Below are 25,920 nucleotides of genomic sequence, written 5' to 3'. Positions count from 1 at the left end.
TTCAGTTTGAATTTGTTTTCACTATATTTCTTTAGCAAAAAGCATGCCAAAGAGTGTAATTAATTTTAACAGCATTGATATACAAAAAAGCATTCCTATCGAAGGAATGCCTAGAAATCAAATATAATTTTGTTTATTTTAAAAGTTATTGCAAGGTTATTTTATACTGGTAAATCTTTTATTTTTGTAACTATCAAGTCATATATAAACCCTATTTCCGTCGTCGGTATATCCACTTTATAAGTTTCTTCTATGACACTAAAAGAAGCTTTAACAAAATCTATGAACTGTCTATGACACTGTTCAAATTCCTCCAAATTACTGTAAGATGTTATGGGTTCTTTCATAACTAATCTTTCAATCATTACACTGACGTGTATATACAAACTTATTTTTAAATCATTAGAAAATCTAACTCCGATAAACCTTTCTAGATCCGATATGGCTTTTTCAACCTGGGCAATTATTTTATCAGGGTTTAATATAGTCAAGTGCTGTAATACATTTTGCAAGGAGAAAAGCCGGACTATCGTTTGATTGATTTGCTGTATAGTTTCATCGTCGACAATACCTTTTAATATTTTACTTAACAACACATCCCCTTTGCCAGCGATCAAATCTTCCAAAGACAAATAGGGTATCTCTTTTATTCCAGGGTCTGCTGTCCCAATAATCAACTTAACGTTGTAATTTTTGAATATCTCATCTTTTATTCCATTCCCTTTTAACCTACTGTAATCATATGGAATAATCTCAATATTTTCATTTGTAAAACATTCTTTTAAAAGGTCTTTTATTTTCACTGCTGTGCCGATTCCTGTTACACAAGTTGTTAGAATAGCATTTTCTCTATTTTTTTGAGATTTAATAAATCTATAACTGCTGCTGTTTTTCTGTATTGCCTCTGTTACAATTTGCTCTAGTGGCTGATTTTGCAATATTCTATTCCCAACGTCTAAAGCCAATTGAGTAGTAATATTATTAATAATTGCTATGTCTCCTTCGACAATGTCAGTCAAAGACTTGTATATTTCCTCTAAAGAACCCATATCAACCAATATAATGATTCCTTTGGAGGTATCTATATTCTTTAAATAATCTTGAACTTTTAGCATAATTTCTTGTGTTGACATCTCAATTGGCATATCAAAAGCTTCAAAAACAAACTGTCCTAAAAGCCTATTGGCGACACTAGCTATGCTACTGGCAGTTGAATAACCATGGGCTATTATTATAGAATTTATGAGATTTGTATTGTCACTTTTATTTAAGCTTTTAATATAAAGTGTAAAATAAATTATAACTATTTGGTTAAATTTTACATCGAGATTTACTTCAATAAGTTCTACCATTTTATTAGCTATTATAAACTCTTTGGGAAAAACATTTTTCAAAACTCCTAATACCACTTTTATATTCTCAGAATACTTCTCGTAAGTTACATCGCTTAATAAATAATTAATAAAATGCGTCAATACTAAAACCGAATTACCATAATATTTAATTCCGTACATATTTTGTATTATATTTAACACATTTTCCACTACACTTTTGATAGCATTGAAAACTATCGAATCTATATAAGTATTGTCATTTTTAAAAATTATTTTATCTGTAAATTCATTCAAATAAATTAAAGCGTCTTTTTTAAAAGTATCCTCACTTATTTCTTTGCAGCTATATCTCTCAAATAGTTCAAATAGCTTGTTTACTATATCATAAACCTCTTTATCGTCTTCTTTATCCCATGTTAAATCTTCATCTTTTCTGCTGTGAGAAATTAACATGCCGTTAAAGTGAAAATTACTTTTTATTATATCTAAATCAGCCTGCATTTCTCTCGGCAAGTCATATAGATGGATTCGCAATATATTAGTCTTCTCTCTTATGACATGGTTATAGGCTTGAGCACAGCTGTATTTTATGACATTCATAAGCTGGCCAATGTTGCCGGATATTTTGGTCTTAAGGAGAACATTCAATACTTGCTTGCTTATTAAAATATCCATTCCCAGATTTTTGGCCTCATTTTTGTAAAAGTTATAGATAAGTTGTAACCTTTCATGTAAAGGTCTGTCATAAAGGGAAGGAATATTTACAACTAATGGGATTCTTCTTAAAAAAGTCTTTGTCAGAGTTTGCTCAGGGTCTTCTGTTGTAGCAAAAATAAACCTCACTTTCGCCGTTCTCCAGTTGCCCGTCTCACCAAGTCTTCTAAATATTCCCTTGTCCAAAAATAGAAACAGTTTTTCCTGCCCTTCTGGCGACAATCTGTGAACTTCATCCAAAAACAAATATCCTCCATCCGCTTCTTCTAAAAGGCCGGGTTTGTCTTTATCAGCACCTGTAAATGCTCCTCTTACATAGCCAAAAAGGTTTGCGGAAAGTAGTTCAGGATTGTTAGCATACTCAGCGCAATTAAATATCACATATGGAGCATTTTCATCTATGGCATTGATCGATTTTGCATATTCGTAAATAAGTTGAGCAATGAAGCTTTTACCTACTCCTGTATTTCCAATAAGCAAAATAGGTAGTCCATTGGGAGGATAAGAAGCAGCAGATTTGCATAATTTCACTTGTGTTTTAAGACTGCCGTTATATCCTATAAGCTTTGTAAAAGGGTCATCGTTTGAAATCTTTACAGTTGAATCAAAGGTTTTAGCCGTTTCTTTGAATTCTTTTGCCTTCTTTTCATAAACTTCTTTGTCTAAAAAATAGACAGGCCTTGTGTTTATTTTTATTATTTTGCCTTCTTTATAAAGTTCATTTAATAAATGGCTTGCTACATTCCTTCTCAAATTCAACTTTTTTGCAATTTCTTGAGCAGTCAATCCCTTCTTTTCTTTAATATTTATATCTTTTGACAAATCCTTTATTAAATTAAAAACCCTCTCTTTGTTTGTCAAGGATGGTCTCCCCTTTAAGGCGAATTAGTAAACTATCGCACACCTCCATACTGTATTTATAAAAAGTATACCACAGAAAAGTAAAAATTTTTAGAGGAAAGTTAAGCTAGTTTGTAAATCAGACTTTCTCTAAATCATCAGTTGTTTCTGTTTTCGCTAAAATTAAAGACATAAATACGACTAAAATCATAAATATCAATATAGCTGAAAATCCAATAAAAACTCCAAAAATGTCGTTTAATCTTCCAATTAAAAAATTTGCCAACATATTTATTGTTGAACTTATTGTCAAAATAATGGCGATTATAATAGTTACATGTTGTTTAAATTCTTTCATGACTATAGCAATTGTCGTTGGGAAAATTATTGAATAAAAAAATCCTGCTACTGAAATTAAAAATGCAAAATTTCTTCCGGCCATTCCAGATGCAATAAGTATTGAAGAAACCAAAGAAAATATAAACAAACTTTTTATATAACCAATTCTTTCAACAATAAACCCCCCAACTAATCTGCCAAAAGTGAATGCCGCAAAGAAAAGCCCAAGATAGAGAGAACTTATTGTATTGTCCATTTTATATTGTGCGCTAAAAAATGTGACAACCCAATTGCCTACGCCAAGTTCAGAGGCAATGTAAAATCCAAGCATACTTGCAAAAAGCCACATGCGTTTGTCACTTAGGATTTGTATGTAATCTATTTTATCTCCCGCAATATGTTTTTTCTCTCCATGTATCTTAATCTCAAGTGCGGCTAACATTAGTATAAAAGCTATTGCTCCAACAGTTAAATAAACTTGTTGCCACGAAAAATTGATATGTAACAGTTTTGCTGTCATATTTGGGGAAATAATAGCTCCAACTCCGTAAAAAAAGTGAAGCAAATTCATCATAAGTGCTTGGTTTACTATAAAAACTATTGAAGCAACTGCATTTATGCCAATCTCCAATAGTCCCATCCCCATGTTCATCACAAAAGCAAAAATAAGAAATACAATAAATTTACGAGCTGCAAAAATTCCAAGTATTCCGGCTATTATAAGGATTAGACCACTTATTAATACTGACTTACGGCCTATTTTATCGGCTAAAAATCCTCCTAGAAAAGTCGATAAAATAAATCCAAAACTTCCAACTGACAAAAATAAGCCCATCATAGTATAGTCAACACCATAAAAAGTCTTGATATTTATTATCAGCGGTCCTTTGACATTTTCTACTATTCCTATTAACATCATTAAAAGGTAAATTATTACAATTGTATACGCGTTTTTTCTCAACAAAATATCCTCCCCTGTCTTGTTTATCCTGCACATTAATTATACCGAAACAGGGGAGGAAAAACAAATTTGGTTATTTACCATTAACTTCTTTAAATGCATTTACGAATGCTGCAGCTCTCTTTGTTATTTCATCAAACTTTCCTTCCTCGACAAGCTTATTATTTACAAGCTCACTGCCTATTCCTACAGAACATGCTCCAGCTTTTATAAAATCTTTAAAATTGTCAAGATTTACTGCCCCAACTGCCATCATTTCTATTTGCGATAAAGGTCCTTTTAACTGTTTTATATAGTTTGGCCCAAAGACTCCAGCAGGAAACACTTTAACAATCTGCGCTCCATTTTCCCACGCTGTTACTGCTTCTGTAGGTGTCGAAATGCCCGGAACAGGTAGTACATTGTACCTTTGGCATATTTTTATCATTTCTAGATTTAAAGAAGGTGATAATATAAATGATGCTCCTGACAGTATAGCAATTCTCGCAGTTTCAGCATCTAAGACAGTACCTGCACCTACTAATACCTGATCACTATATTTTTCAACAAGTTTTTCTATCATCTTAGCAGCACCAGGGGTATTAAATGCAACTTCAATAGCTTTTATTCCCCCTGCAATCAGTGAATCTGCAATTCTATATAATGAATCAACGGATGTACCCCTTACAATTGCACAAATTCCTACTTCCTTAATCTTATTTAATACCTCATAGCTTTTCATAATCATTCCCTCCTAAAAATTATTCGCCATTAACTATGTGTGCGCCTTCCTTTTTATTTAACACTAGTACAACATTTTTTGCAGCCACAATTCCCATATTAGTAATGGCCTCACATGTGTATCCTCCAATATGGGATGTTATTACAACATTGTCAAGCTGAAGAAGTGGGCTATTAATGGGTGGCTCTTGTTCCATAACGTCAAGTGCAGCCCCTGCTATTTTCTTATTCGCTAAAGCATTGTATAGTGCGCGTTCATCTACAATACCACCTCTTGATGTATTTATCAAGAAAGCAGTTGGTTTCATCATGCCAAGTTCTCTTTCGCCAATAAGACCTTTTGTCTCCGGTGTCAATGGAACATGGATAGTTACAATATCTGACTGCTTCAAAAGTTCCTCAAATGAGCAATAAGTTACTCCATATTCTTCTGAAAATTTTAGATCTGGATAAACATCATAGCAAAGTACATTCATATCAAAACCCTTAGCTCTCTTTGCAACACCTTTCCCTATCTTTCCTAAGCCAATTATGCCCAGAGTCTTTCCGTAGATTTCAGTACCCATTATTCTCTTCCATCCGCCAGATTTCACAATTCTATCTACAGCAAGTAAATTCCTTGCAAGCACGAGCATGAGCCCAATTACCAAATCAGCCACGGAGTTATTATTAGCGTTTGGAGTATTTGTTACAACAATTCCTTTTTTCTTTGCAGCATTCAAATCAACATTATCATATCCAACCCCGTATCGAGAAATAACCTTCAACTTCTTGCCTGCATTAATTACATCTTCAGTTACTTTATCGTTACCTACTATCAGTGCATCAGCATCTTTCACTAAAGGTATAAGTTCTTCTGCACTTAAAGGCCTATCAACAGGAATCTTAACCACTTCACAGTCATTCCCTTTTAATATATTGAACGGCTCATCACTGCTCTCACCAAACGATCTAGCAGTAATCACAACTTTATACTTAGACATTGTATCACCCCTTGAAAATCCAATGTTATTTACTGTTTAAATTGCTTTTTAATTATCCGATATATGCGTTATTTACTGCTTAATAATATTACCACTCAGCTACCGTTCCATCGTAATTCCTCCACTTTGGGTTAGTCCAATGTAATCCTTCCATATCAACTTTTTTGACTAATTCTTCATCGATTTCAATACCAAGTCCTGGGCCCGTTGGAATATCGACAAAGCCATCCTTATACGCAAAGATTTCTTTATTCTTTACAAAATCAAGTAAATCAAAACCTTGATTATAGTGTATGCCTAAGCTTTGTTCTTGTATAAACACATTAGGTGTACAGATATCTAATTGTAATGTAGCAGCAAGTGCAATTGGACCATACGGAGCATGTGGAGCTACAGCTACATCAAACGCTTCTGCCATAGCAGATATTTTTTTAGCTTCAAGAATACCCCCTGTTAATGCTACATCGGGTTGAATTATATCTACAACACCGCTTTTTAATACATCTTTGAATCCCCACCTAGTATATAATCTTTCACCTGTCGCAATAGGTATGGATGTATAACTTGCTATTTCCTTCAGTGCTTCATTGTTTTCGGGTAATACAGGTTCTTCTATAAACATCGGCCTGTATTTTTCCAATTCTTTAGCTAAAACTTTAGCCATTGCCTTATGAACACGTCCGTGGAAATCTATCCCTATCTCCATTTCATAACCAACAGCATCTCTTATTGATGCCACTCTTTCAATAACAGCTTCAATTTTTTTATATGAATCAATATAATGAAGTTCCTCTGTGGCGTTCATTTTTATTGCCTTGAAACCTTTATTCTTCCTATCCAAAGCTGCTTCCACTACATCTGAGGGTCTGTCTCCACCAATCCATGAGTAAACCATTATTTTGTCTCTTGCTTTTCCGCCCAAAAATTCATATACTGGCACATTATAATATTTGCCTTTTATGTCCCATAATGCCATTTCTATGCCTGATAAAATTGTCATATTTATAGGACCGCCTCTAAAAAAGGACCTATATATTACTTGCCACATATCCTCAATTTGTCTCGGGTCTTTATCAATAAGATACTCTCCCATTTCATATGCGCCTGCAACAACTGTTTCTGTTTTAGTACCCGAAATCAATTCACCCCATCCACTAATCCCTTCATCTGTATCTATCTTTAAAAATATCCATCTTGGTTTTACCTTATATACCTTTAATGATGTAATCTTCATCTTTATTTCTCCCCTCCTCATTTTAATGTCTTACTTGTGTTGAACCTTTTTTACTCTCAGCTTCTTATAATCTAAGGAATGTTTTATTACCTTACCACGAACACCAAATCTCTTGATTTCTATATATACACGTTTCTGAAAATCCATATATCTCTGCTTTTGTTAATTTACCATTACATACATCTATTATCTCTTGTAAAAGCATTTCACCACATTCTTTAATGTCTTTTTTACCTTCAATTATATCCGAAACATCTAAATCAATATTATCCGACATGTTTTCATACGTTTGTTTATTTCCCGTTATTTTAATTAAAGGTATAATAGGATTACCAATAGGAGTACCTCTCCCTGTGGTAAATACACATATCTGCGCTCCTCCAGCTACCATCCCCGTAACAGATTCAATATCATAACCTGGTGTATCCATTATAATGAGACCTTTTTCTTTCGGAATTTCTCCATAACGTACAACTTCATTAATAATACTTGTTCCACCTTTCATAATCGAACCTAATGATTTTTCTTCTAAAGTACTCAATCCTCCTCGTATAATTAATTTTAAAGACAATAAATTTGTCTCACTTCTTAAAAATTTAATAAAGCGCATTCATAACTGGAAATCTTTAATATTCTCATCTTGTCTAAAATCTTATCTATTGCCATGAATCCGTAATATTGCGCAATATGCAGGATTCATGGCGCGGCCGTCTCATCTTTTTTCGGCCTTATTATTTACTTTTGAGATAACTTGTAGCATTATTATACTGTAAAGTTAATGTGGGACAGGCTTTCGTCCTCCATGCGGCTTGACCGCTCTTTAAAGTGTGGTCCCTACACCAGATTTGCCTTTTCTTACGCGAAATCTGCTTTGTCATATATAAGCCCCTGGCAGCAGAGGATTCAGGCTTATATATTAAGAGCTAATTGCGAGGTTGCTACATAATCTGGTTGCTAGGGTTATCTCAAATTAACTTTTACTTACTTTATCAATTTTGAAAGGAGGTGTAACAATCTTGAATAAGCTTTTTGTTGGTATGGATGTAAGCCTGAATGATGTCAAGGTTCATATTCTCGACCAGGAGGGTAATGATGCTTCCTCTCGTTTTTCTGTAGAAAATAACCCTCATGGTTGTGATGTTATAGTTTCCCGTATCTTGGAGTGTTGTAATAAATACAATATCCAAAAGGTCTTTATTGGTTTGGAATCTACTTCAGTCTATGGCTGGCACCTCCAGTATTATTTGGCTGATCATTCTGCTCTTAAGCCTTATCAACCTTCTATTACTACTTTTAATGCTAATATTATTAATGCTTTTAAAAAGTCTCTCGGCAATTTACCTAAAAATGACTGGATTGATGCCTTTGCTATTGCTGAAAAACTGAGATTCGGTAGACTCCCCAAATCTTGTTCTGTAGATTTTAGATATCTTGCTCTCCAGAGGCTTACTCGCCATCGCTTTCACATTGTTAATAGTATTGTTAGAGAAAAAAATTATTTCCTCAGCAATTTGTTCCTTAAGTTTAGCGGTTTGTGCCAAAATAAAGTCTTTAGTAATAATTTTGGAGCAACTGCTACTGAAATATTTAATGAGTTTTTCACCCTTGATGATATTGCGGCTCGACCGCTTGATGAGCTTGCCGGCTTTTTGGTTGACAAGAGTAAAGATCGCTTTGATGATCCAGAAGCTACAGCTAAATTGCTTCAAGAGGCTGTTCACAAGTCTTATAGAATTAATGCTACTGTAGATGATTCTTTAAACTTTGTTATCAAGTCTTGCTTTGATAATCTACAGTCCCTTGAAAAACAGAAGAAAGCTGTAGAAAAAGCCATTATTAATGAGGTAAAAGGATTTAACAATGAATTCCTTTGTCTTACATCAGTAAAAGGTATTGGCCCAACCATCGCAGCCGGCTTAATATCTGAGATAGGCGGAATTTCAAGGTTTGATAATGATAATGCCCTTGCAAAGTTTTCCGGCCTTTATTGGTCAGAGTACCAGTCTGCTGATTTTAAAGCGGAGGACACATATCTCAAGCGTACTGGTAATGAGTATCTCAGATATTATTTTATTCAAGCAGCTGACCAGCTCAGGAAGTATTTACCTGAGTTCTCACAATACTATGCCCGCAAATTTAAAGAAAGCAAAACTCACAAGCATAAACGTGCTCTTGTATTGACTGCACGTAAAACTGTAAGGTTAGTCTTCGCTCTGCTGCGCGAAGAAAAACTTTATAAATCCCCAATAATGAAAGGAGATGATTGTATAAGTTAACATATTATCCCATAACCATATTTTACATTAATTTCCATCAGCTTATTGCGTGATGGTTAGCTTTGCTATGCCCTTTTTTAGGTTATTTTATTAAATTTTTTTTTGAATTTTTTTTATCACCCTCTTGACATATTACCGAAATACTTTAATATTTCCCGGTGAAGGATTCGCGCCCCTAACATCTATTCCTAATCTAATAAACTCGTTTTCTAAATTTTTAACTATTGTTAATAAGTTATTCCTAACTTTTTCATTTTTTGCTCTTCTGGCTAATATATGTTCCGCTCCAATGAATTCTGTAGTCTCACCCAAAAATACTGTAGCCCCTTCTTTTATTAAAATATCACTGCAATATCCTAATGTTGGATTAGCAGCTATTCCAGAAGTAGCATCAGAACCTCCACAATTAGTTGCTAATGTTATATTAGAAATGTCAACTTCTTCACGCTCTATTTTTGACATCTCTTCTACCATTTTTCGTGCTAATTTAATTCCCTTCTGTATGGTTTTTAGTGTTCCTCCCTCTCTTTGTATACTTATGACTTCTACTGGTTTATTACTCCTTTTTTTAACTTCTTCATATAAATCATAAGCTTGAATAGTTTCACATCCCAATCCAACTATAATGGTTCCATATACGTTAGGATTTAAAGTCAACCCTATTAAAGTCCTGTGCATAAGTTCCACGCTACTTCCAATTTGCCCGCATCCCTTTGGATTAGTTATATATGTCGTACCTTGAACTTGTTCTGATATTAATCTCGCTGTTTCATTTGCACATCCTACAGAAGGTAAAATTAAAACTTTATTTCTTATTCCATATTTACCATCTGGTCTTTTGTATGCCTTAATTTTCATCTCTTACCCCTCACGCTCTCTATATTATCTATATGAACACACTGGCCAATTTCTATAGATTTAATAGCTTTACCTATAACCTCCCCATATTTATAAACGTTATTTCCGGATTGAATAGGTACTACTGCGATTTTGTGGTATATTTCTATATCATCTAATGCAATGAGTCTATTAACTGTTTCATTATTATAGATAATATCTACAACATCACCCTTTTGAATCTGTGACAATGCCGTTGCAACACTATCCGCTTTATTTAAAAGAATTGCTTTTTTTATACTAGGCATTTAATATCTCCCCTCATTTACTTTAGCTTAGCTCTAATCAACCAAAACAATATTAGGAGGAGTTTCGCCTTTTAAAACTGCAATTACATTATCAACAGCAGTATTACCCATTCGTTTATTTGATTCAACAGTTGTTCCACCAATATGAGGTGTTAATATAACATTAGGTAAATCAAAAAGAGGCAAATGCATTGGAGGTTCAAAATCATATACATCAGTAGCATACCCCTTTAAAGTTCCATCTATCAAAGAGTTGTAAAGAGCTTCATTATCAATAAGTTGACTCCTAGCAGTATTAATCATAATAGCACCTTTTTTTATTAATTTAAATTTATCTGCATTAAGAATATTTAATGTATCGTTGGTTAATGGTAAATGCAAACTTATAAAATCTGCTTCTGATAAAAGTTCATCTAGCCCCACATACTTTACTCCTAGCTCCAAGGCTAATGGATTTTTCTTGATATCATATCCTAAAATATTCATATCATATCCAGTAGCTCGTTTTGCCACTGCAGTACCTATTGTACCAACTCCGATAATTCCAATAGTTTTTTTGCTTAAACTTATACCAACTGGCTTAATCCACTTGCCATTTTTTGTATCAGTATTTGCTTGATAAAGCCCACGAGCAAGCATATGAAGTAATCCAAAAGCTAAATCAGCAACTTCTTCGCTGTTAGTGCCAGGGGCATTAGTAACAACAATGCCTAATTGATTCGCAGTTTTAACGTCGATGCTATCTACTCCTACTCCATGTTTTGCAATAATCTTGAGTTTCTTACATTTTTTGATAACATCCCCTGGAACTTTATCATTTCCTACTATCAGTGCATCCGCATCAGAAGCATATCTTATTATTTCTTCATTTGTAAAAGGTCTTCCAAAAGGATTAAGTACAACTTCACAACCAAATTCTTCGAGACGTTTTACTGGTTCTTTATTAATTTTTCCAAATGTAACTGCTGTACTAACAACTTTCCATTTTTTCATTTAAATATTCCTCCCTCGTCTCACAAACAGATCTGCCTATATTCATTATTATGATTCACATCAACAAATTATAGTACCAAACAAGAATAAACTATCAACTATTCTTGTTTGGTACAACTAATTGCATTTTATTATAATATGTTTAAATTTTTGCTTTGCTTTCGTTGCCTTTATAACCAAATGCTTTATACCATACTTCAGGACTTCTCTTAAAGAAAAATAGCATCGCAAAAATACCTATAAATGCTACAACAAGTCCTATAGGTGATTGCCCCAGTAACCAAAACAATCCATGTAAAGGTCTCATATCAGCGCCAACAATGGCTTTACCAGTATCAGGTAACTGGGTTCCTATCAAAGTTACTATATGGGCAAAAAGTGGAGATGCTGCACTGGCAAAGTATAATGTTATAATTACAGCAATAACTGTAGTGATATAAGAAGCAATAATATTTCCTCCCATTATTGCTGTTACAGCTGAAGCTAAGAAAAAGGGTGTTACTCCTAAATCTGCTAACATGATAAATTTATTACCTGGTAGCAAAAATATAAGAGGTACAGTAGTCAACATAGTCAGAAGCCCTGTAGTAAGAACATCCGGATGTCCAATAGTAAGAGCTGAATCCATCCCAAAATTTAATTTTCTATTAACGCCTCTCTTAGAAAGTACCTCTCTTACTCTCTCATTAAGAGATACAAATCCTTCCAAGAGAGCTCCGGTTGCTTTGGGATATAAGTAGATAAAAGCACCTGTTCCTATGCCTAATGCCAATATCCCAGACCAAGTTTGCATATCACCTAATTTATTTCTCCATGCAATAAACCCTATAATTGTAGCTATTATAAAGCCCACAACAACAGAATCTCCTAAAATACCAAATTTTTCTCTTATAGTTCGTGAACTAATTTGTATCTTGGTTAATCCAATTTTATCAAAGAACCATTTCAAAGGAACAGCTATTAATGTTCCTCCTTGACCACTTGCATGCGGAAAAGCAAGCCCTGGTAAATTAAAGAATGTTTGCATGGTAGGAGCAGTTATATCGGCAAGTATAAGAAGGAACATTTCAACTGCTACCGCAGTTAATAACCCATATACCAGATTATTAGTCGCATAATAAACCATGCTGCCTATAAAAGCCCAATGCCAGAAATTCCATACGTCCAAGTCTAAAGTATCTGTCCAGTGTAATAAAAGCATTATAATGTTAACAATTATACCAATAGGAATAATCAGTGCCCCAATTTGTGTTGAATAACCCACTGCTGCTAAAAGAGCCCAACCAGTATCAACATATGGTAAATGCACTCCTCCCGTAGTTATCATATCCGAAACTGCTTTCCCAATTAATCCCATGAAATACGGATTTAAGACTGATACTAAACCATTAAGACCTACACCTATGTAAAGTGCTGATCTGAGAGCTTTAGAAAACTTTACTCCAAGAATTAATTCAAAAATTAGTATTACAATAGGAAGTAGAACAGCAGCCCCAAAGGTTTTCACAATCATCGTAAACATTTTTACTTACCCCCTCTTTCTTTATTGTTAATAATATCTTGAATTTGAGTAAAAACTTGGTCTTTTCCTATGCCAGTTAAGAACGGAACTCCACTAATAACAGGAATATTTACATCTAAATCTGTTCCAGCAGTAGAAATCACAAAGTCAAAATCTCCATTTTTTACCATATTATCAACATCTACTACTCTTCCTTGTACAAATTCTGCGTGAATACCTTTTTCCTCCAAAGCTTCTCTTAAAGATACCAGCGCAATTGTAGAAGTAGCAACACCATCTGCGCACACAACAAGTACACGCACATTCTTGTAATTCTTTCCTGTCATCATATTTTATCTCCCTCCTATCTCTAAAGTTATGTTTCAGGAACACCCTAGCTACAGTCAACAATCTTAGCTTTTTTCTTCACTTTCTCATAATACTTCAGGTGCTGATTCCATTATCCCTTTGAGGTAATTTTTTATCCTAAAGCTACTAATGCTTCGTGTATCAGGTTTGATACGATACTGTTAGTATGACTTTGATCACGGCTATTGAAAATATTATAATTTCTTTAGTTTCCAGTTTAAAAAGTCGGATAAAGAAATCCCAAAACATCTTAACGCATTCGCCAAGAATTTGCTTGCCTTGTGTGAAATAAATTATCAATCTGGCAGCTTTAGTGCTGAAGACGCCTCTTTAGCTAAGTGTAGTAATCAACTCTTTAATTTTCAAGATTCCAATAATTACTAGTTGACATTACACCTCTAAGCCTAAATTTATAAAGCTTACTATTTTGCTTCATTTACTAAAATTTAATTCAATGTAAATGAAGCATTTTTTATTATATCAATGATTTTATCACCTCCATTTGCTTCAATTATTTTCTCAAGTAATGTGTCATTCTGTATTAATTGAACCATTTGTTGAAGCATCTCCACCTGGCTATGTGCTTCATTTAGTGCCATCATAAATACAATGCTAACATTTACTTCTTCCAACGGATTTGCCATGTTTTTAAATATAACAGGTTTTGACAATGTTGCAATAGCTATTGCAGGTTTTATTACATGTTCTGGATCTGTATGAGGAATTGCAACATTATACGTATTTAATTGCAAACCTGTTGGAAAAGTTTTTTCACGTTTAATAATTGCATCTAAAAAACTCTCTTTTACAAAACCGTTATCATATAGTTTTTTAAATAGTACTTTAAATATTTCTTCTTTACTTTTAACATCTAAATTTGTAACAATTAATTCTTTATTGAAATACTCTGATATTCTCATCAACAATTACCTCCTCATCTACTGCCCTTCTATATAGTGCAAATATCGTGCCAATTAATTGGCCGGTAGTGTATTTTTTAATATTATTTCTTTTATTTGAACCGGACTTTTAGCTCCCTTCAAAGCATTTACAATCTTTTCGTCTGTCATTACTTTATATAAATCAAGCATATAATCCTTCGAATCTTCTTTTAACGCTATCATAAAAACTAAATCCGCTTTAAGCTCTCCTTCCCAAAAAATAGGTTTTTTTAATTTTGCAATTGCTATGGCAGATTTCGTAACGTTTTTCGTGTATCCATGTGGTATAGCTATACCGCCTTTCATCCAGGTGGCTCCCATTGATTCTCTTTTGTATACACTTAGCAAAAACTTATCATCTACATAACCTTTATCTTGAAGCAATTCTACTAATTTATCTATGACATCACTTTTCATAGAAATATCCACATCACATAAGATAAGGTTTTCATCAATGATTTCTTTCAATGGATTTTCAACCTTTAAATTGAGGATTTTTTTAAGCTTTTCAATCCCTGTGCCATGTAAAATATCTTCAACAGATATAAAAGGTATACTTTTTATGCCGGGATTTATTGTACCAACAAAAGCTACCACTTCATTTTCTTCTCTTATTTTTGAAATTTCTTTTTCAATATCTTCCTGCCTGAGCATTCCAACAGGTATTATTTTGTAATCATCTTTTAGTTGTGGTAAGACATCTTCAATATATTTCTTTATTTTTAACGCTGTTCCCTCTCCTGTAATACATACAGTTACAATTGCTTTTGGAAGCTTATCTTTACTCTTTATACCTTCAACTCTTCCTATATATGTTTTATCTACGTCTAACGCATCTGCTATTTCATCTAAATTAGTATCCGGTATAATAGCTCTTCTGACAGCTTCCAACACCATAACCGTATCTACTCTTCCTACCACTCTTGTAGGTATCCCTGTCCTTTTGGTTATAATTTCACCAAAGGTAATTAATGAACCCATGTCAACCAAAATAATGCAGCCTTTGCCTTCGTCTATTCTTTTCACTACTTCAATTGTCCTCTCAAGAACAGATTCTGGGCTTTCATCAAGAGCCATATCTATACCGACTGCATGATTTACCCCTAAGAGTTTATTTGCCACCTCTGCCATGCCACTTGCAACATGGCCGTGCGTAAGCACAACTACGCCCACTCTGCCTTTAGTTATTTCTTTGTCCCCTGAGAATGTCCTTAGATACATAGCAATAAAGCCCACTTCTTCATCAGGCAGCTGTATTTCTAATTCTTTGTTAATTTGTTTTGCCATAATTTTAGCAATAGAATACTCAACAGGATATTCTTTCACTATGTTTTCAAGTTGAGGATTAATTATTGGTTTGCCGCTTAATATTCTTTCATAAGCAGCACTTAAGTGTATAGCAAGGGAATAAAAGAGATTATCCTCTAAGTTTTTAAAACTTTTTTTAGCAATCTCGTATGCTTTTTCAACAGCATTTACAATTTTTTCTCCTACTATGTTTGTCAATTCTTTTTTTGAAATTGTTATGTTAGATTTTACATTTACAGCAAATTTCTTCAGCTCCGCCTCTATCTCTTTCCCGAGAATTTTATCTATCTCCTCTTTTGTAAGTCCTTGTCTTTTTAAGTCAATAAACCTTTCTTCTATAAATTGATATATTTCATCAGGCAGCATATATCTATCTTCTTTTGGATATAACTTAATTTCCTTGTCAGGATACACCATAATGTCTTCATTTGAATATCTTTCTATTTCGGGATCTCTTTTATTTACTCTGATTATCCCCATTTTTACGTGGTTAGGTAAATCTGAAAGGTCTATTGTCAATGAAGAGCTTTTACTCCCTAATGAATTTAAAAAGCTCCTCGCACAGGCAACTTGAATATCGCTCCTTAGCTGCCCTATATTCCCCGGACAGTCATAAAGCATAAGAGCTCTTACTGCCTCTTTTTTTACAATAATCGATTTATTAATTCTAAAAGACTCTTTTGAGAAAAAATGATGTATAATTTCATATCTTTCTTGGGGAGGTCTTTCTGAAAGAGAAGGAAGTTCTATCACCATAGGAATTCTTCTCCTAAAAGTAAGTAATAGCGAAGATTCAGGATTTTCAGTAGTAGCAGCAATAAGCATAATTTGTGCCTCTCTAGTACTTTCTGTTTCCCCTAATCGTCTGAATTTTCCTTTGTCCAACAAATAAAAGAGTATCTCTTGTCCTTCACTTGGAAGCCTGTGGACTTCGTCCAAAAACAAAATTCCACCATCAGCTTTTTCTACCAATCCCGCTTTTGCAGTATCAGCCCCTGTGAAAGCGCCTTTTACATAACCAAAAAGTTGCGCCATGAGTAGTTGTGGATTATCCGCATAATCAGCACAGTTAAAAACTACAAAAGGCGCATTTTCATTAAATCTTCCAGACTCTATTGCATAGTTGTACATTGCTTCAGCCAACTGGCTTTTTCCAGATCCTGATGGTCCTACTATTAAAGTATGCAATCCATGGGGAGGATAAAGTACTGCAGCTTTTGCAAGGCTTATCTGCACTTTAAGGCTTCCTTCGCTTCCAATAATCTCTTTAAATGAGAGTAAGCTTTTAGCTGTTTTAGGAGTTTCAAAATTTACATTATCGTTTTTAATAGTACTTTGTTGCACTAAATTATCTGCAATTTTATCTTTTAAAATTTCCTTTTTTATTTGTGTAGCTACAAAACGAGAAATATTATATCCTAAATTATTTAATTGTTTTGTCAAATTTCTATCTGAAATATTTGGGTCCTTTGAAATTATTTTTTTTGCATCTTCTAAAATGTAAGGTTTTCTTCTTTCTCTTGAGTCAGGAATATTATTTTTCAGTCTAAATTGTGTCACATCTTCTCTTTTAATATTGAGAATTGCGGCTATTTGGTCATCTGTTAAAGGATTCTTTTTATCCTCTTTTTGTATAATTTCAAAAATCCTTTCAATCATAGTGACAAGCCTCCCTTCAATGTATATTATGCAAAAAATATACCATAAATATGGCAGGAATTGTAGCGGAATATTTAGTAAATTGCATAAGTTGTGAACAAAAGTTTTTAGATAAAATAAAAAAGACCCTGAATAGGTCTTATGGCATAAAAAGTATGGTAGCATTTGTATTAGTTTTTAATTTAAGCTCTCATTGGATAAAAAATCTTTTGGTGATATTGCTTTATTAGTTATTTTTTTAAATTTCTCATCTCTTGTAATAATCAAATCACCCTTTAACTTTTTCAAACATTGCATTTGTAAAGCATCTTCTAAATCTCTAAACTCCTTAAAATTCATTGCTTTCTTTATATCATGTTTTGTTATACTCACTACTTCTACTATACTTAACAAAGCTTCTAATGCTTTTATGCTTTCATTGTGAGAAAGGTTTTTATTTATGAAATAATATATATCCGTAATTGAAAAAGCAGCTAAATAAGCATTTATCTTTTTTTCTTCCGCTAATTTTAATATGTTATAAGCATCTACGTCAAAGGGAGTTCTTTTTAATAAAACATCAAGAATAACGTTAGTATCAATTAACACTTTCATCATTTAACCTATTATACCCATATTGTTATTTAACGGGTAATCTTCCCTCCCCTTTAATTGTATTTATTTCTTATTCTTTCTTCCCGTATTTGCTCAGCAGATATATTTTTGTTAGGATAGTCAGATAAAATTCCATACAAAAAATCTGCATTTGGAGTACCTTCTTTTTTTGCTGGAATAAGTTTTGCAACTTCACGTCCATTTTTCGTTATAATAATTTCTTCTTTATCAACTAATTCTAAATATTTACCAACTCTTGTTTTGAATTCTGTAGCATTTACTCTCATTCTTACCACCTCTTTCACTATTTTTATTTACTATATTATCATATTATTCAATTTGATTATATTATCCAATATAGAAATAGTCAATATGCAAAAAACATAAATAACCATTTCTTTAACTTATATATTAGAACAAATATCATAAAAGAAAAACTACTTAAGTTCCATAAAAGCTGCCATACTGCCTGTCATGCCTTTGTCTCTTCTATAGGAATAAAATTCACTATTGCAATGGGTGCACATTTGGCTTACTGTAATGTTTTCATCTGGTATGCCAGTATTTATAAGTTCAATGTAGTTGGTAAGCTGTAAATCCAGCATCCATTTGCCCCCCGCCTTTTTCACAAGAACTTTTTCCCATTCATCAATAACATCTTTAATTTTATTCGCAACATCATCACCTACTTCATAGCAGCATTTGTATATAGAAGGGCCTATCCCTACAAGTATATCTTTGGGATTTGAGCCGTATTCTTCTTTCATGGCATTAACTATTTTAGGCCCAATGTAAGCTACTGTGCCTCTCCATCCTGCGTGTGCAAGGGCAATAACTTTTTTGACAGGGTCTAAGAAAAACAAAGGCACACAGTCGGCATAAAATGTAACAAGAGGAATGCCTCTTTCATTAGTCATAAGGGCATCTACACCAGAGATATCACTTCCACCAAAGTTTTTGCCTTTATCTTCGTAAGTCACCTTTTTTATAACATCACCATGAACTTGGTCTGAAAAAACCATATCTTCATATGAAAAACCGCCAATATCACATATTATTTTAAAATTTTCATAGACTTCCTCTTTAGTGTCATATCTTTTTAAGCTTAAATTCAAGAAAGCGTATTTGCCTTTGCTTACACCGCCAATTCTAGTAGTAAAAAGGTGTTTGACTAGCCCTGTCTTTTCAAAAGAAGGTATTGTGTAAAAAACTACTCCTTTTACCTCATTCCTTTTAAAACCTATTTCCAAAGTATCAGCTCCTTTTTATGCCATATTAATTATTTTTTTCTTTTTTATCTTTGTCATTTTTCCCTTTTTTCTCATTTTCAATTCCAAAAATTCTATCCGTCCATTTAACAAAAGCTATCAGAACTAATAAAAGCAATATTAGTGTTACCACCGAAATTATGGAAATTATAACAAAATACTTTTCCATTAAATTTCTCTCCTTTATCTCCCGTTGATTTCTCTAATAATATAATACTATAAACGTTGTCAAAAATCATTAAAAATTTTAAAAAAAATAGCAGGATTAACCTGCTATTTTAGTTCAATAAGTTCATAATCTCTTGTACCCAAGCCAATTTCTTCGCCGTATTTTAATTGTAGTTCTCCTTTTGTTTCAGGGTGCAAAGCTTTAAATTTGTCTTCTCCAGGATTCATGCCATATCCCGCTTCTTCTAAAGCTGTGCCTTTGTGGCCAAATTGCTGATTCACAAGGTCATAGCTTGCCTGATCTATGGCAACAGGGTCAAAGGAAGCCAATATTCCTATGTCAGGGACAATCGGCGCATCGCTCCAAGGCGTACAATCGCAAAGTGGTGTAACATTCATGACAAAATTTATAAACGCAATTTTGCCTTTTTTTGTAGAATAAGCGCCATATGCGTATTCCGTCATTCTCTCTACAAAAGCATCCATATCAGTTCCCCATTGAGGCTTTATGACACCATATTGACAAATAGACACGCATTCTCCACACCCTATACATATAGAAGGGTCAATATAAGCTGAACCATTGACCAAAGATATCGCATTTACGGGGCAATTCCTGATGCACATTTGACATGCGGTACATCCCTTTCCTACGACAGGCTGCACTGTTGAATGCTGCTGTTGTTTTCCTGCTGCAGGTGCACACCCCATAGCTAAGTTTTTGATAGCTCCTCCAAAGCCAGCCAATTCATGACCTTTAAAGTGTGACATCACAATCATTGAGTTTGCAAAGAAAATATTTGAAGCAATCTTTACAGTGTCAAAATGCTTTTTATCAATTTTCACTTCTACAGAATCTTTGCTTAAAATACCGTCAGCAATTATTATTGGTGCGTTCACAACAGCATATGCGAAACCATTTTCAATCGCTGTCACCAAATGGTCAACTGCATTTGAACGACTGCCTTTGTAAAGAGTATTTGTATCTGTTAAAAAAGGCTTTCCCCCATAACTTTTAATTTTGTCAACCACTTTTCTTACATATATAGGGTTTATGTAGGCGTTGTTTCCCTTTTCTCCAAAGTGAATTTTAATAGCTACCAAATCATTTTTATCAATAATGTTTTTAAAACCCGCTACATCAAAAATTCTCGCTACTTTGGAGGACAAACTACTGCTAGCTTTGTTTGCCCTAAGATTGTAAAAATATACTTTTGATTTCATAATACCAGCTCTGTAAAACCTATAAAGATCTAAAATTATCTACAATATTTATAGGTTTTACTCATACACTCAAGCCTTTATGGCTTAGTGTACATAATGGCATCTCTCTACAATGCCATACCGTGAGCCAACGGTACTTTTGTTCACTCCTTTCTTTAAGTCAAGCAACTAATTTCCCATATCGGAAATGTAAAGTAGTTACTTGACTTATTTCTTTGTAGTTTAGCTCTTTATGCCCTTTATATCTGTTGAATATATTTATGCTTGAGTTTATATCTCTATCTAATTCCATACCACATTGGCACTTATATACTCTTTTGGATAAATTCATATCTTGTTTCCTACCACAATTTGAGCATGTTTTAGAAGTATAGGCTTCATCGATATAGACAATATTAACACCATGCAATTTTGCCTTGTATGTTAATACTGTCTTAAATTTACCCACTCCCCAATTTTCCTTTACACTTCTGTTTAGAGCTTTCATTTCAGATTTTTTTACCATCTGTCCTTGAGACAGATTGCCTAATATTATTTCTTTATTGTTTAATACTAAATACTTTGTTATTGCATGAATGAAATGTTCCTGCTGTTTTCTTCTCTTTTCATACAACCTGTTTAATGTTTTTGTAAGTTTTTTATATCTTCTACTTCCTTTTTTCTTTTTATCTCTCATTGACCTTACTTTATCTATCTTCTTGTTCCAGTATTTATCGTATCTTGGATTTATAATCTCAATAACTTTACCATCTTGGCTTATTCCTGTTATAAATTTAGAAATACCTAAATCAACTGCTAAAATATTGTTTGAATTGTTTTCTATTTTCTCTACTTCATAGGTTATTGAAAGCATATACTTATTTCTTGACTTTATTATCCATACTTCACCATAATTTTTAGGTATTTCATTAATATCTATATCAAACTCATAAAAACCCAACTTAATTTTATTGTCATTTATTTTTACATATTCTTTCGGTGTTTTTAATGGGTAAAAGTAATCTTTATTTTTATATCTTGGAAGTTTGGATTTTTTACCATTTGCTCTTTTCTTTAAACAATTCTTATAATCTGTATCTAAATCTATGCAAACTGCGTGTAAATGTTTTGCATATATTTTAGCATACTCTGTATTTTGCTCTCTTAATAATTTAATCTGACTTCTTTGCTCTGACATTGTTATAGTTTTACCATAACAGTTATAATATTCAATCCTCTGGCGTAGATAGGTGTTGTAAAGTATTTTACATAAGTTACTATCCCTTTCTATACACTCTATTTGTTCTTTTGTTGGGTGTATAGCTATCTTTTTGCATAGTATAATTTTTTCTTCATTCTTCTTGAATCTCACGCTCAAGCACTTCCTTTGCCACTTTTTTTAACTTTTTTTGTTTATAACTTCTACTACCATATAATCTAGCTGAAAATACATGAATAATTGTCATTAAATCTTCAACCATTTCTTGTTCATAAGTTTTGTCTTCTGCATTGTTCATTACTATTATTTCTACATTATATCTTTTGCATATGCTTTCAAAAAAGTCATATCCAAATCTAACAAACCTATCTTTATATGCTATTATCACTCTTTCAACTTGATTGGATAATATTAAGTCGAACAATTTTTGAAATTTGGGCCTATTATAATTTAAAGCACTTCCTATATCTGATAATATTTCATCTACGACAATACCTCTTGCTATACAAAATTGTTTTAAACTTTCTATTTGATGTTCAAGTTCTTTTTTCTGTTTATTAGATGATACTCTTGCATATATAATAGTTCTTCGTGGTAAAGGTTTGTGCAATAAATTACTTGCTATTACAAAATGCTCATCTGTATATCTTCTATGTCCGCTTTTTAATTTAATAGGTTTTAATTTACCTTCCTTATCCCAATTTCTCAAAGTTTGTATTGATACTCCTAATTTTTTAGAAAATTCACCTATTGAATATATTACAATCACCTTAATCATATTATATCTCAAATATACAACGTATCCAATAAGTTTTTATATATTTTTACATGTTTTTGTCAACTGTTTTAACCACCTCATTTACAAAATTAATTTCGTACAAGTTTAGAATTTAGAAATTTTATGCCTTTTTTGAGATAAGAAAAAGCAGACTTATCAGTAACCAATACAATAGTAGAGTAAATTATAGCCCCCACTAATATAGTTATAAACAGGACTATAACCTCATAAATTCTTTTATCTGACGGCATCTTAACAATTAAATTATTATACATAAAATGCACTATCACCCCCATTACAATTGCTGCAAACATTGCCTTTATAAAACTCATAAACATGTATTTCCCGCCTATTTTCCCAAGTTTTCTTTTTAAAGAAGTAAATAAAAGAAAAGTAGTAAATATGGCTGCAATAGAAGTAGAAAGTGCAAGTCCACCTAATTTTAAATATCTAACCAAAATTAAATTAAGTGCAATATTTAGTAATACAGCCATAGCACCATTTATCATAGGAGTTTTTGTATCTTTCATAGAGTAAAAACTTCTACTTAAAACATCTCTAAGGCCATACGCAGTCATTCCTATGGCAAAATAAAAAAGGGCAATTGAGGTAAGATATGTCGACCTCTCATCAAAAGCTCCTCTTTCGAATAATACTTTTATTATAGGCACTCGGAGTACCATTGCACCAACTGATACAGGTATTAATACGTATAAAATACCACTTACCGCAAAATTTAAACTCTTTAGAAAGCCTTCTTTGTCGTCAGCTACTGAATGTTTCGATAAAACAGGGTATATAACAGTTGCAATTGCTGTTGAAAAAATCCCCAATGCAAACATGTTAAGCCTATTGGCATAATTCAATGCTGCAATACTCCCATCAGGCAAAAAAGAAGCTATCACTCTATCCACATAAACATTTATAGTCTGTATCCCTGTCCCCATAAGTACAGGCATTGCCAATAAAATGACTCTTTTTACTCCTTCATCTTTAAAATTCACTCTCAACTTGAATTTGTAACCTAATTTGTATAAAACAGGCAATTGCATTAATGCTTGTATGAAAGTAGCAATAATTATAGAATAAGCTACTATCGTAATCCCAAATTTGCTCCCATATAAAATTGCTACTGTTATTACGATAATATTGTAAGGTATACCTATCATAGCAGGAACAGTAAAATGTTCCATCGCCTGAAGAGCACCAGTGAAAATATTAGATGCAGCTATTAACACCATTGTAGGTAATAATATAGTCGTAAGTTTTACTGTCAACTCAAATTTTTCCCCTGTAAAAGCTGGCGCTACAAATTTTACAAGATAAGGTGCAAATATAAAACCCAAGAAAGTTAAAACTACTGTCGCAATTAATACCACACCTAAAAGGTTATTTATAAAATCAAAAGCCTTTTGTTTCCCCTCTTTTTGTAAATATTCGGTAAATATTGGCACAACAGTAGTAGCTATTGAAGCAGTTACTGCTGCAAAAAGTATCATAGGTATGACAGTCGCCATATTATATGCATCCATGGAAACAGATGTACCAAATTGGGAAGCTAAAGCCATATCTCTCAAAAATCCAAATACTTTACTCAGTAGAGTTATTATCATTATGACGCTAGCCGCTTTTACAGTTTTTTTAGCCGTCGACATACATACAACTCCTTAATTTTCTTCAGTCATTATAAACATAAGCTCTGCAGTAGCTACAACTTCATCTCCAACTTTTGCAGCACCTTTAGCTTTTACAAGCCCCATCTTTATAGAATCTATTAAAACTTCTAAAACAAGTTGGTCACCAGGCCTTACCACTTTTTTGAAGCGACATTTATCAATACCTGTAAAAAGCCCTAATTTACCTTTAAACTCTTCTATATTCATAACAGCAATCCCGGCTACTTGTGCCAATGCCTCAACAATAAGAACTCCTGGCATTATAGGATTGTCTGGAAAATGCCCTTGAAAAAAAGGTTCATTAGCGGTCACATTTTTTATTCCAACAGCTTTTTTACCTTCTTCAATTTCTATTATTCTATCCACTAATAAAAAAGGATATCTATGAGGAAGAATTTTTCTTATGTCTTTATTTTCCACCCTATGTTTCACCTCTTTTTAGCGGAATTAGAAGATATGACAAAACAGTGGCTTATCATTGATTATATCACAAAAAAATGAAAAATAAAAAGGGCAAGCGCCCTTTCACACTTTCTTAGAAAGTTGATTATATATTTGGTCAGCCAGTCCAAAAGAACCATTTTGCGCCAATATTTCAGCATATTTATCGTACAGCATAGAAGTAAAAACATCATTTGCTAGGCTATCTCCCGTCAATGTGTCTTCTGGAATTGTCTTTATCATCTCATTTAACATAAGCCCTATAAAAGTTGCCTCTAATTGCTGACATGCTTCTTTAAGCTTTTTACTGTCTTTGTCTTTTATCGCCTGTTGTATTATTCGTTCAAAATCACTTCCATCTTTTTGCAAATCAATTTGAAATTTATTTATGTCACTGTTATTTATAGGATTTATTTCCATGCAAGGTCATCCCTTTCAATAAATTATCTTCTCAGATTATTTGCAATTCCCAGCATTTCATCAGCTGCTTGTATAGCTTTTGAATTTATTTCATAAGCTCTTTGTGCGGCAATCATGTCCACCATTTCCTTTACAACTTGGACATTTGAGGTTTCTAAAAATCCTTGCATGACTTTGCCCATTCTTCCTTGAAAGTCATCTCTTGTACCAGGCTGCCCTGAGGCTTCTGTTGGCTCATAGAGATTACTACCCACACTTAAAAGTCCCTGAGGATTGACAAAATTATAGATTCCTAAAGTAGCTACTTCTTGAGTAGTTCCATCAGGATTTTTTACGCTTATTACACCCATTGGCGATACTGATATATCTTTTTCAGTGCTGTCAAAAACTATGGGATTACCGCTGTCATCTAATACAGGATAGCCGTCAGCAGTTACAAGCATTAAAGTGTTACCGTCAGCACTTAATTTAAAACTTCCATCCCTCGTGTAATAAACTTTGTCATCCGGTCCTAACACAGCAAAAAAGCCTTCTCCATCCAATGCCAAATCCAAAGGATTCTCTGTCTGCTGGAGGCTTCCTTCCGTAAAATCTTTTACAATTGCTGAAGGTCTCACGCCTACCCCTACTTGCATATTGACAGGTTTACCTTGTCCACCATATACGTTTTCTCTTTGTAAAGTTTGATATATTAAATCTTTAAATTCGGCCCTATCTCTTTTAAAAGCAGTAGTATTTACATTCGCAAGATTATTCGCGATAACATCTACGTTAAGTTGCTGAGCAGTCATGCCAGTTGCTGCAGACCACAATGCCCTCATCATAATTTTCATCCT

The 25,920-nt window shown here is 33.2% G+C and carries 24 protein-coding genes and 1 pseudogene; 1 reads left to right on the top strand and 24 read right to left on the bottom strand.

Annotated features, from left to right (window positions below):
* Positions 1–161: 161 nt before the first annotated feature.
* The 6 genes and pseudogenes from EB239_RS03080 to EB239_RS03055 form a co-directional block, all read right to left on the bottom strand.
* Positions 162–2,909 carry a sigma 54-interacting transcriptional regulator gene (locus EB239_RS03080; RefSeq protein ID WP_003869001.1) on the bottom strand — a complete coding sequence of 916 codons (2,748 nt, stop codon included), beginning with the start codon at positions 2,907–2,909 and terminating at the stop codon, positions 162–164.
* A gap of 118 nt (positions 2,910–3,027) precedes the next feature.
* Complete coding sequence (locus EB239_RS03075) at positions 3,028–4,188, bottom strand: MFS transporter (RefSeq protein WP_042835372.1); 1,161 nt, start codon at positions 4,186–4,188, stop codon at positions 3,028–3,030.
* A gap of 73 nt (positions 4,189–4,261) precedes the next feature.
* A complete protein-coding gene (locus tag EB239_RS03070; protein WP_003868263.1) occupies positions 4,262–4,909 on the bottom strand; it encodes a bifunctional 4-hydroxy-2-oxoglutarate aldolase/2-dehydro-3-deoxy-phosphogluconate aldolase in 648 nt (215 codons plus the stop codon).
* A gap of 19 nt (positions 4,910–4,928) precedes the next feature.
* Positions 4,929–5,891 (bottom strand): phosphoglycerate dehydrogenase, encoded by a 963-nt coding sequence (locus EB239_RS03065; protein WP_003868999.1) that lies wholly within the window; start codon positions 5,889–5,891, stop codon positions 4,929–4,931.
* A gap of 88 nt (positions 5,892–5,979) precedes the next feature.
* The gene (gene dgoD / locus EB239_RS03060) at positions 5,980–7,125 is read right to left on the bottom strand and encodes a galactonate dehydratase (protein ID WP_003868998.1); all 1,146 of its coding nucleotides are present in this window, start codon (positions 7,123–7,125) and stop codon (positions 5,980–5,982) included.
* A 91-nt stretch (positions 7,126–7,216) separates the two neighbouring features.
* Positions 7,217–7,678 (bottom strand): annotated as a pseudogene (locus EB239_RS03055) (UxaA family hydrolase); the annotation flags it as partial.
* Positions 7,679–8,162: 484 nt separating this feature from the next.
* On the opposite strand from EB239_RS03055, the gene EB239_RS03050 reads away from it, so the two are divergent.
* A complete protein-coding gene (locus EB239_RS03050) occupies positions 8,163–9,401 on the top strand; it encodes an IS110 family RNA-guided transposase (RefSeq protein ID WP_201035670.1) in 1,239 nt (412 codons plus the stop codon).
* Positions 9,402–9,533: 132 nt separating this feature from the next.
* On the opposite strand, the gene EB239_RS03045 is transcribed toward EB239_RS03050, so the two are convergent.
* From EB239_RS03045 to flgG, 18 genes are all read right to left on the bottom strand, one after another.
* Positions 9,534–10,259 (bottom strand): UxaA family hydrolase, encoded by a 726-nt coding sequence (locus tag EB239_RS03045; RefSeq protein WP_003868995.1) that lies wholly within the window; start codon positions 10,257–10,259, stop codon positions 9,534–9,536.
* The gene (locus tag EB239_RS03040) at positions 10,256–10,546 is read right to left on the bottom strand and encodes a UxaA family hydrolase (protein WP_003868994.1); all 291 of its coding nucleotides are present in this window, start codon (positions 10,544–10,546) and stop codon (positions 10,256–10,258) included. Before EB239_RS03040 ends, EB239_RS03045 begins: the two co-directional genes overlap by 4 nt.
* A gap of 33 nt (positions 10,547–10,579) precedes the next feature.
* Positions 10,580–11,539 carry a phosphoglycerate dehydrogenase gene (locus tag EB239_RS03035; protein ID WP_003868993.1) on the bottom strand — a complete coding sequence of 320 codons (960 nt, stop codon included), beginning with the start codon at positions 11,537–11,539 and terminating at the stop codon, positions 10,580–10,582.
* A 142-nt stretch (positions 11,540–11,681) separates the two neighbouring features.
* Positions 11,682–13,061, bottom strand: a complete 1,380-nt coding sequence (locus EB239_RS03030; RefSeq protein ID WP_003868992.1) for a PTS transporter subunit IIC — start codon at positions 13,059–13,061, stop codon at positions 11,682–11,684.
* 2 nt (positions 13,062–13,063) lie between these two features.
* Positions 13,064–13,390, bottom strand: a complete 327-nt coding sequence (locus EB239_RS03025) for a PTS sugar transporter subunit IIB (RefSeq protein ID WP_003868991.1) — start codon at positions 13,388–13,390, stop codon at positions 13,064–13,066.
* A gap of 465 nt (positions 13,391–13,855) precedes the next feature.
* Positions 13,856–14,329, bottom strand: coding sequence for a PTS sugar transporter subunit IIA (locus EB239_RS03020; RefSeq protein WP_003868990.1), 474 nt, complete (start codon positions 14,327–14,329; stop codon positions 13,856–13,858).
* Between the two features lie 54 nt (positions 14,330–14,383).
* On the bottom strand, positions 14,384–17,317 hold the full coding sequence (locus EB239_RS03015; RefSeq protein WP_003868989.1) for a sigma 54-interacting transcriptional regulator: 2,934 nt from the start codon (positions 17,315–17,317) through the stop codon (positions 14,384–14,386).
* A 177-nt stretch (positions 17,318–17,494) separates the two neighbouring features.
* The gene (locus EB239_RS03010; protein ID WP_003868988.1) at positions 17,495–17,911 is read right to left on the bottom strand and encodes a type II toxin-antitoxin system VapC family toxin; all 417 of its coding nucleotides are present in this window, start codon (positions 17,909–17,911) and stop codon (positions 17,495–17,497) included.
* A gap of 53 nt (positions 17,912–17,964) precedes the next feature.
* Positions 17,965–18,198 carry a type II toxin-antitoxin system Phd/YefM family antitoxin gene (locus EB239_RS03005; RefSeq protein WP_003867285.1) on the bottom strand — a complete coding sequence of 78 codons (234 nt, stop codon included), beginning with the start codon at positions 18,196–18,198 and terminating at the stop codon, positions 17,965–17,967.
* A 150-nt stretch (positions 18,199–18,348) separates the two neighbouring features.
* A complete protein-coding gene (gene pgeF, locus EB239_RS03000; RefSeq protein ID WP_003868987.1) occupies positions 18,349–19,161 on the bottom strand; it encodes a peptidoglycan editing factor PgeF in 813 nt (270 codons plus the stop codon).
* A gap of 25 nt (positions 19,162–19,186) precedes the next feature.
* Positions 19,187–19,348: a hypothetical protein gene (locus tag EB239_RS14585; RefSeq protein WP_003868986.1), complete on the bottom strand. Its 162-nt coding sequence runs from the start codon at positions 19,346–19,348 to the stop codon at positions 19,187–19,189.
* Between the two features lie 104 nt (positions 19,349–19,452).
* Positions 19,453–20,571, bottom strand: a complete 1,119-nt coding sequence (locus EB239_RS02995) for a DUF362 domain-containing protein (protein WP_003868985.1) — start codon at positions 20,569–20,571, stop codon at positions 19,453–19,455.
* Positions 20,572–20,731: 160 nt separating this feature from the next.
* On the bottom strand, positions 20,732–21,922 hold the full coding sequence (locus EB239_RS02990; protein ID WP_003868984.1) for an RNA-guided endonuclease InsQ/TnpB family protein: 1,191 nt from the start codon (positions 21,920–21,922) through the stop codon (positions 20,732–20,734).
* Positions 21,903–22,547 carry an IS607 family transposase gene (locus EB239_RS02985; RefSeq protein ID WP_003868983.1) on the bottom strand — a complete coding sequence of 215 codons (645 nt, stop codon included), beginning with the start codon at positions 22,545–22,547 and terminating at the stop codon, positions 21,903–21,905. Before EB239_RS02985 ends, EB239_RS02990 begins: the two co-directional genes overlap by 20 nt.
* 89 nt (positions 22,548–22,636) lie before the next feature.
* Positions 22,637–24,202, bottom strand: a complete 1,566-nt coding sequence (murJ, locus tag EB239_RS02980) for a murein biosynthesis integral membrane protein MurJ (RefSeq protein ID WP_003868982.1) — start codon at positions 24,200–24,202, stop codon at positions 22,637–22,639.
* Between the two features lie 12 nt (positions 24,203–24,214).
* Complete coding sequence (gene fabZ, locus EB239_RS02975; RefSeq protein ID WP_003868981.1) at positions 24,215–24,643, bottom strand: 3-hydroxyacyl-ACP dehydratase FabZ; 429 nt, start codon at positions 24,641–24,643, stop codon at positions 24,215–24,217.
* A gap of 105 nt (positions 24,644–24,748) precedes the next feature.
* A complete protein-coding gene (locus EB239_RS02970; protein ID WP_003868980.1) occupies positions 24,749–25,084 on the bottom strand; it encodes a rod-binding protein in 336 nt (111 codons plus the stop codon).
* Between the two features lie 23 nt (positions 25,085–25,107).
* On the bottom strand, positions 25,108–25,908 hold the full coding sequence (gene flgG, locus EB239_RS02965) for a flagellar basal-body rod protein FlgG (protein WP_003868979.1): 801 nt from the start codon (positions 25,906–25,908) through the stop codon (positions 25,108–25,110).
* Positions 25,909–25,920: the final 12 nt, after the last annotated feature.

The organism is Thermoanaerobacter ethanolicus JW 200 (assembly GCF_003722315.1).
GTDB classification, from domain to species: domain Bacteria; phylum Bacillota; class Thermoanaerobacteria; order Thermoanaerobacterales; family Thermoanaerobacteraceae; genus Thermoanaerobacter; species Thermoanaerobacter ethanolicus.
The sequence above is the reverse complement of the archived record's forward strand: the minus strand, read 5'-3'. Positions and strand labels throughout refer to the sequence as shown.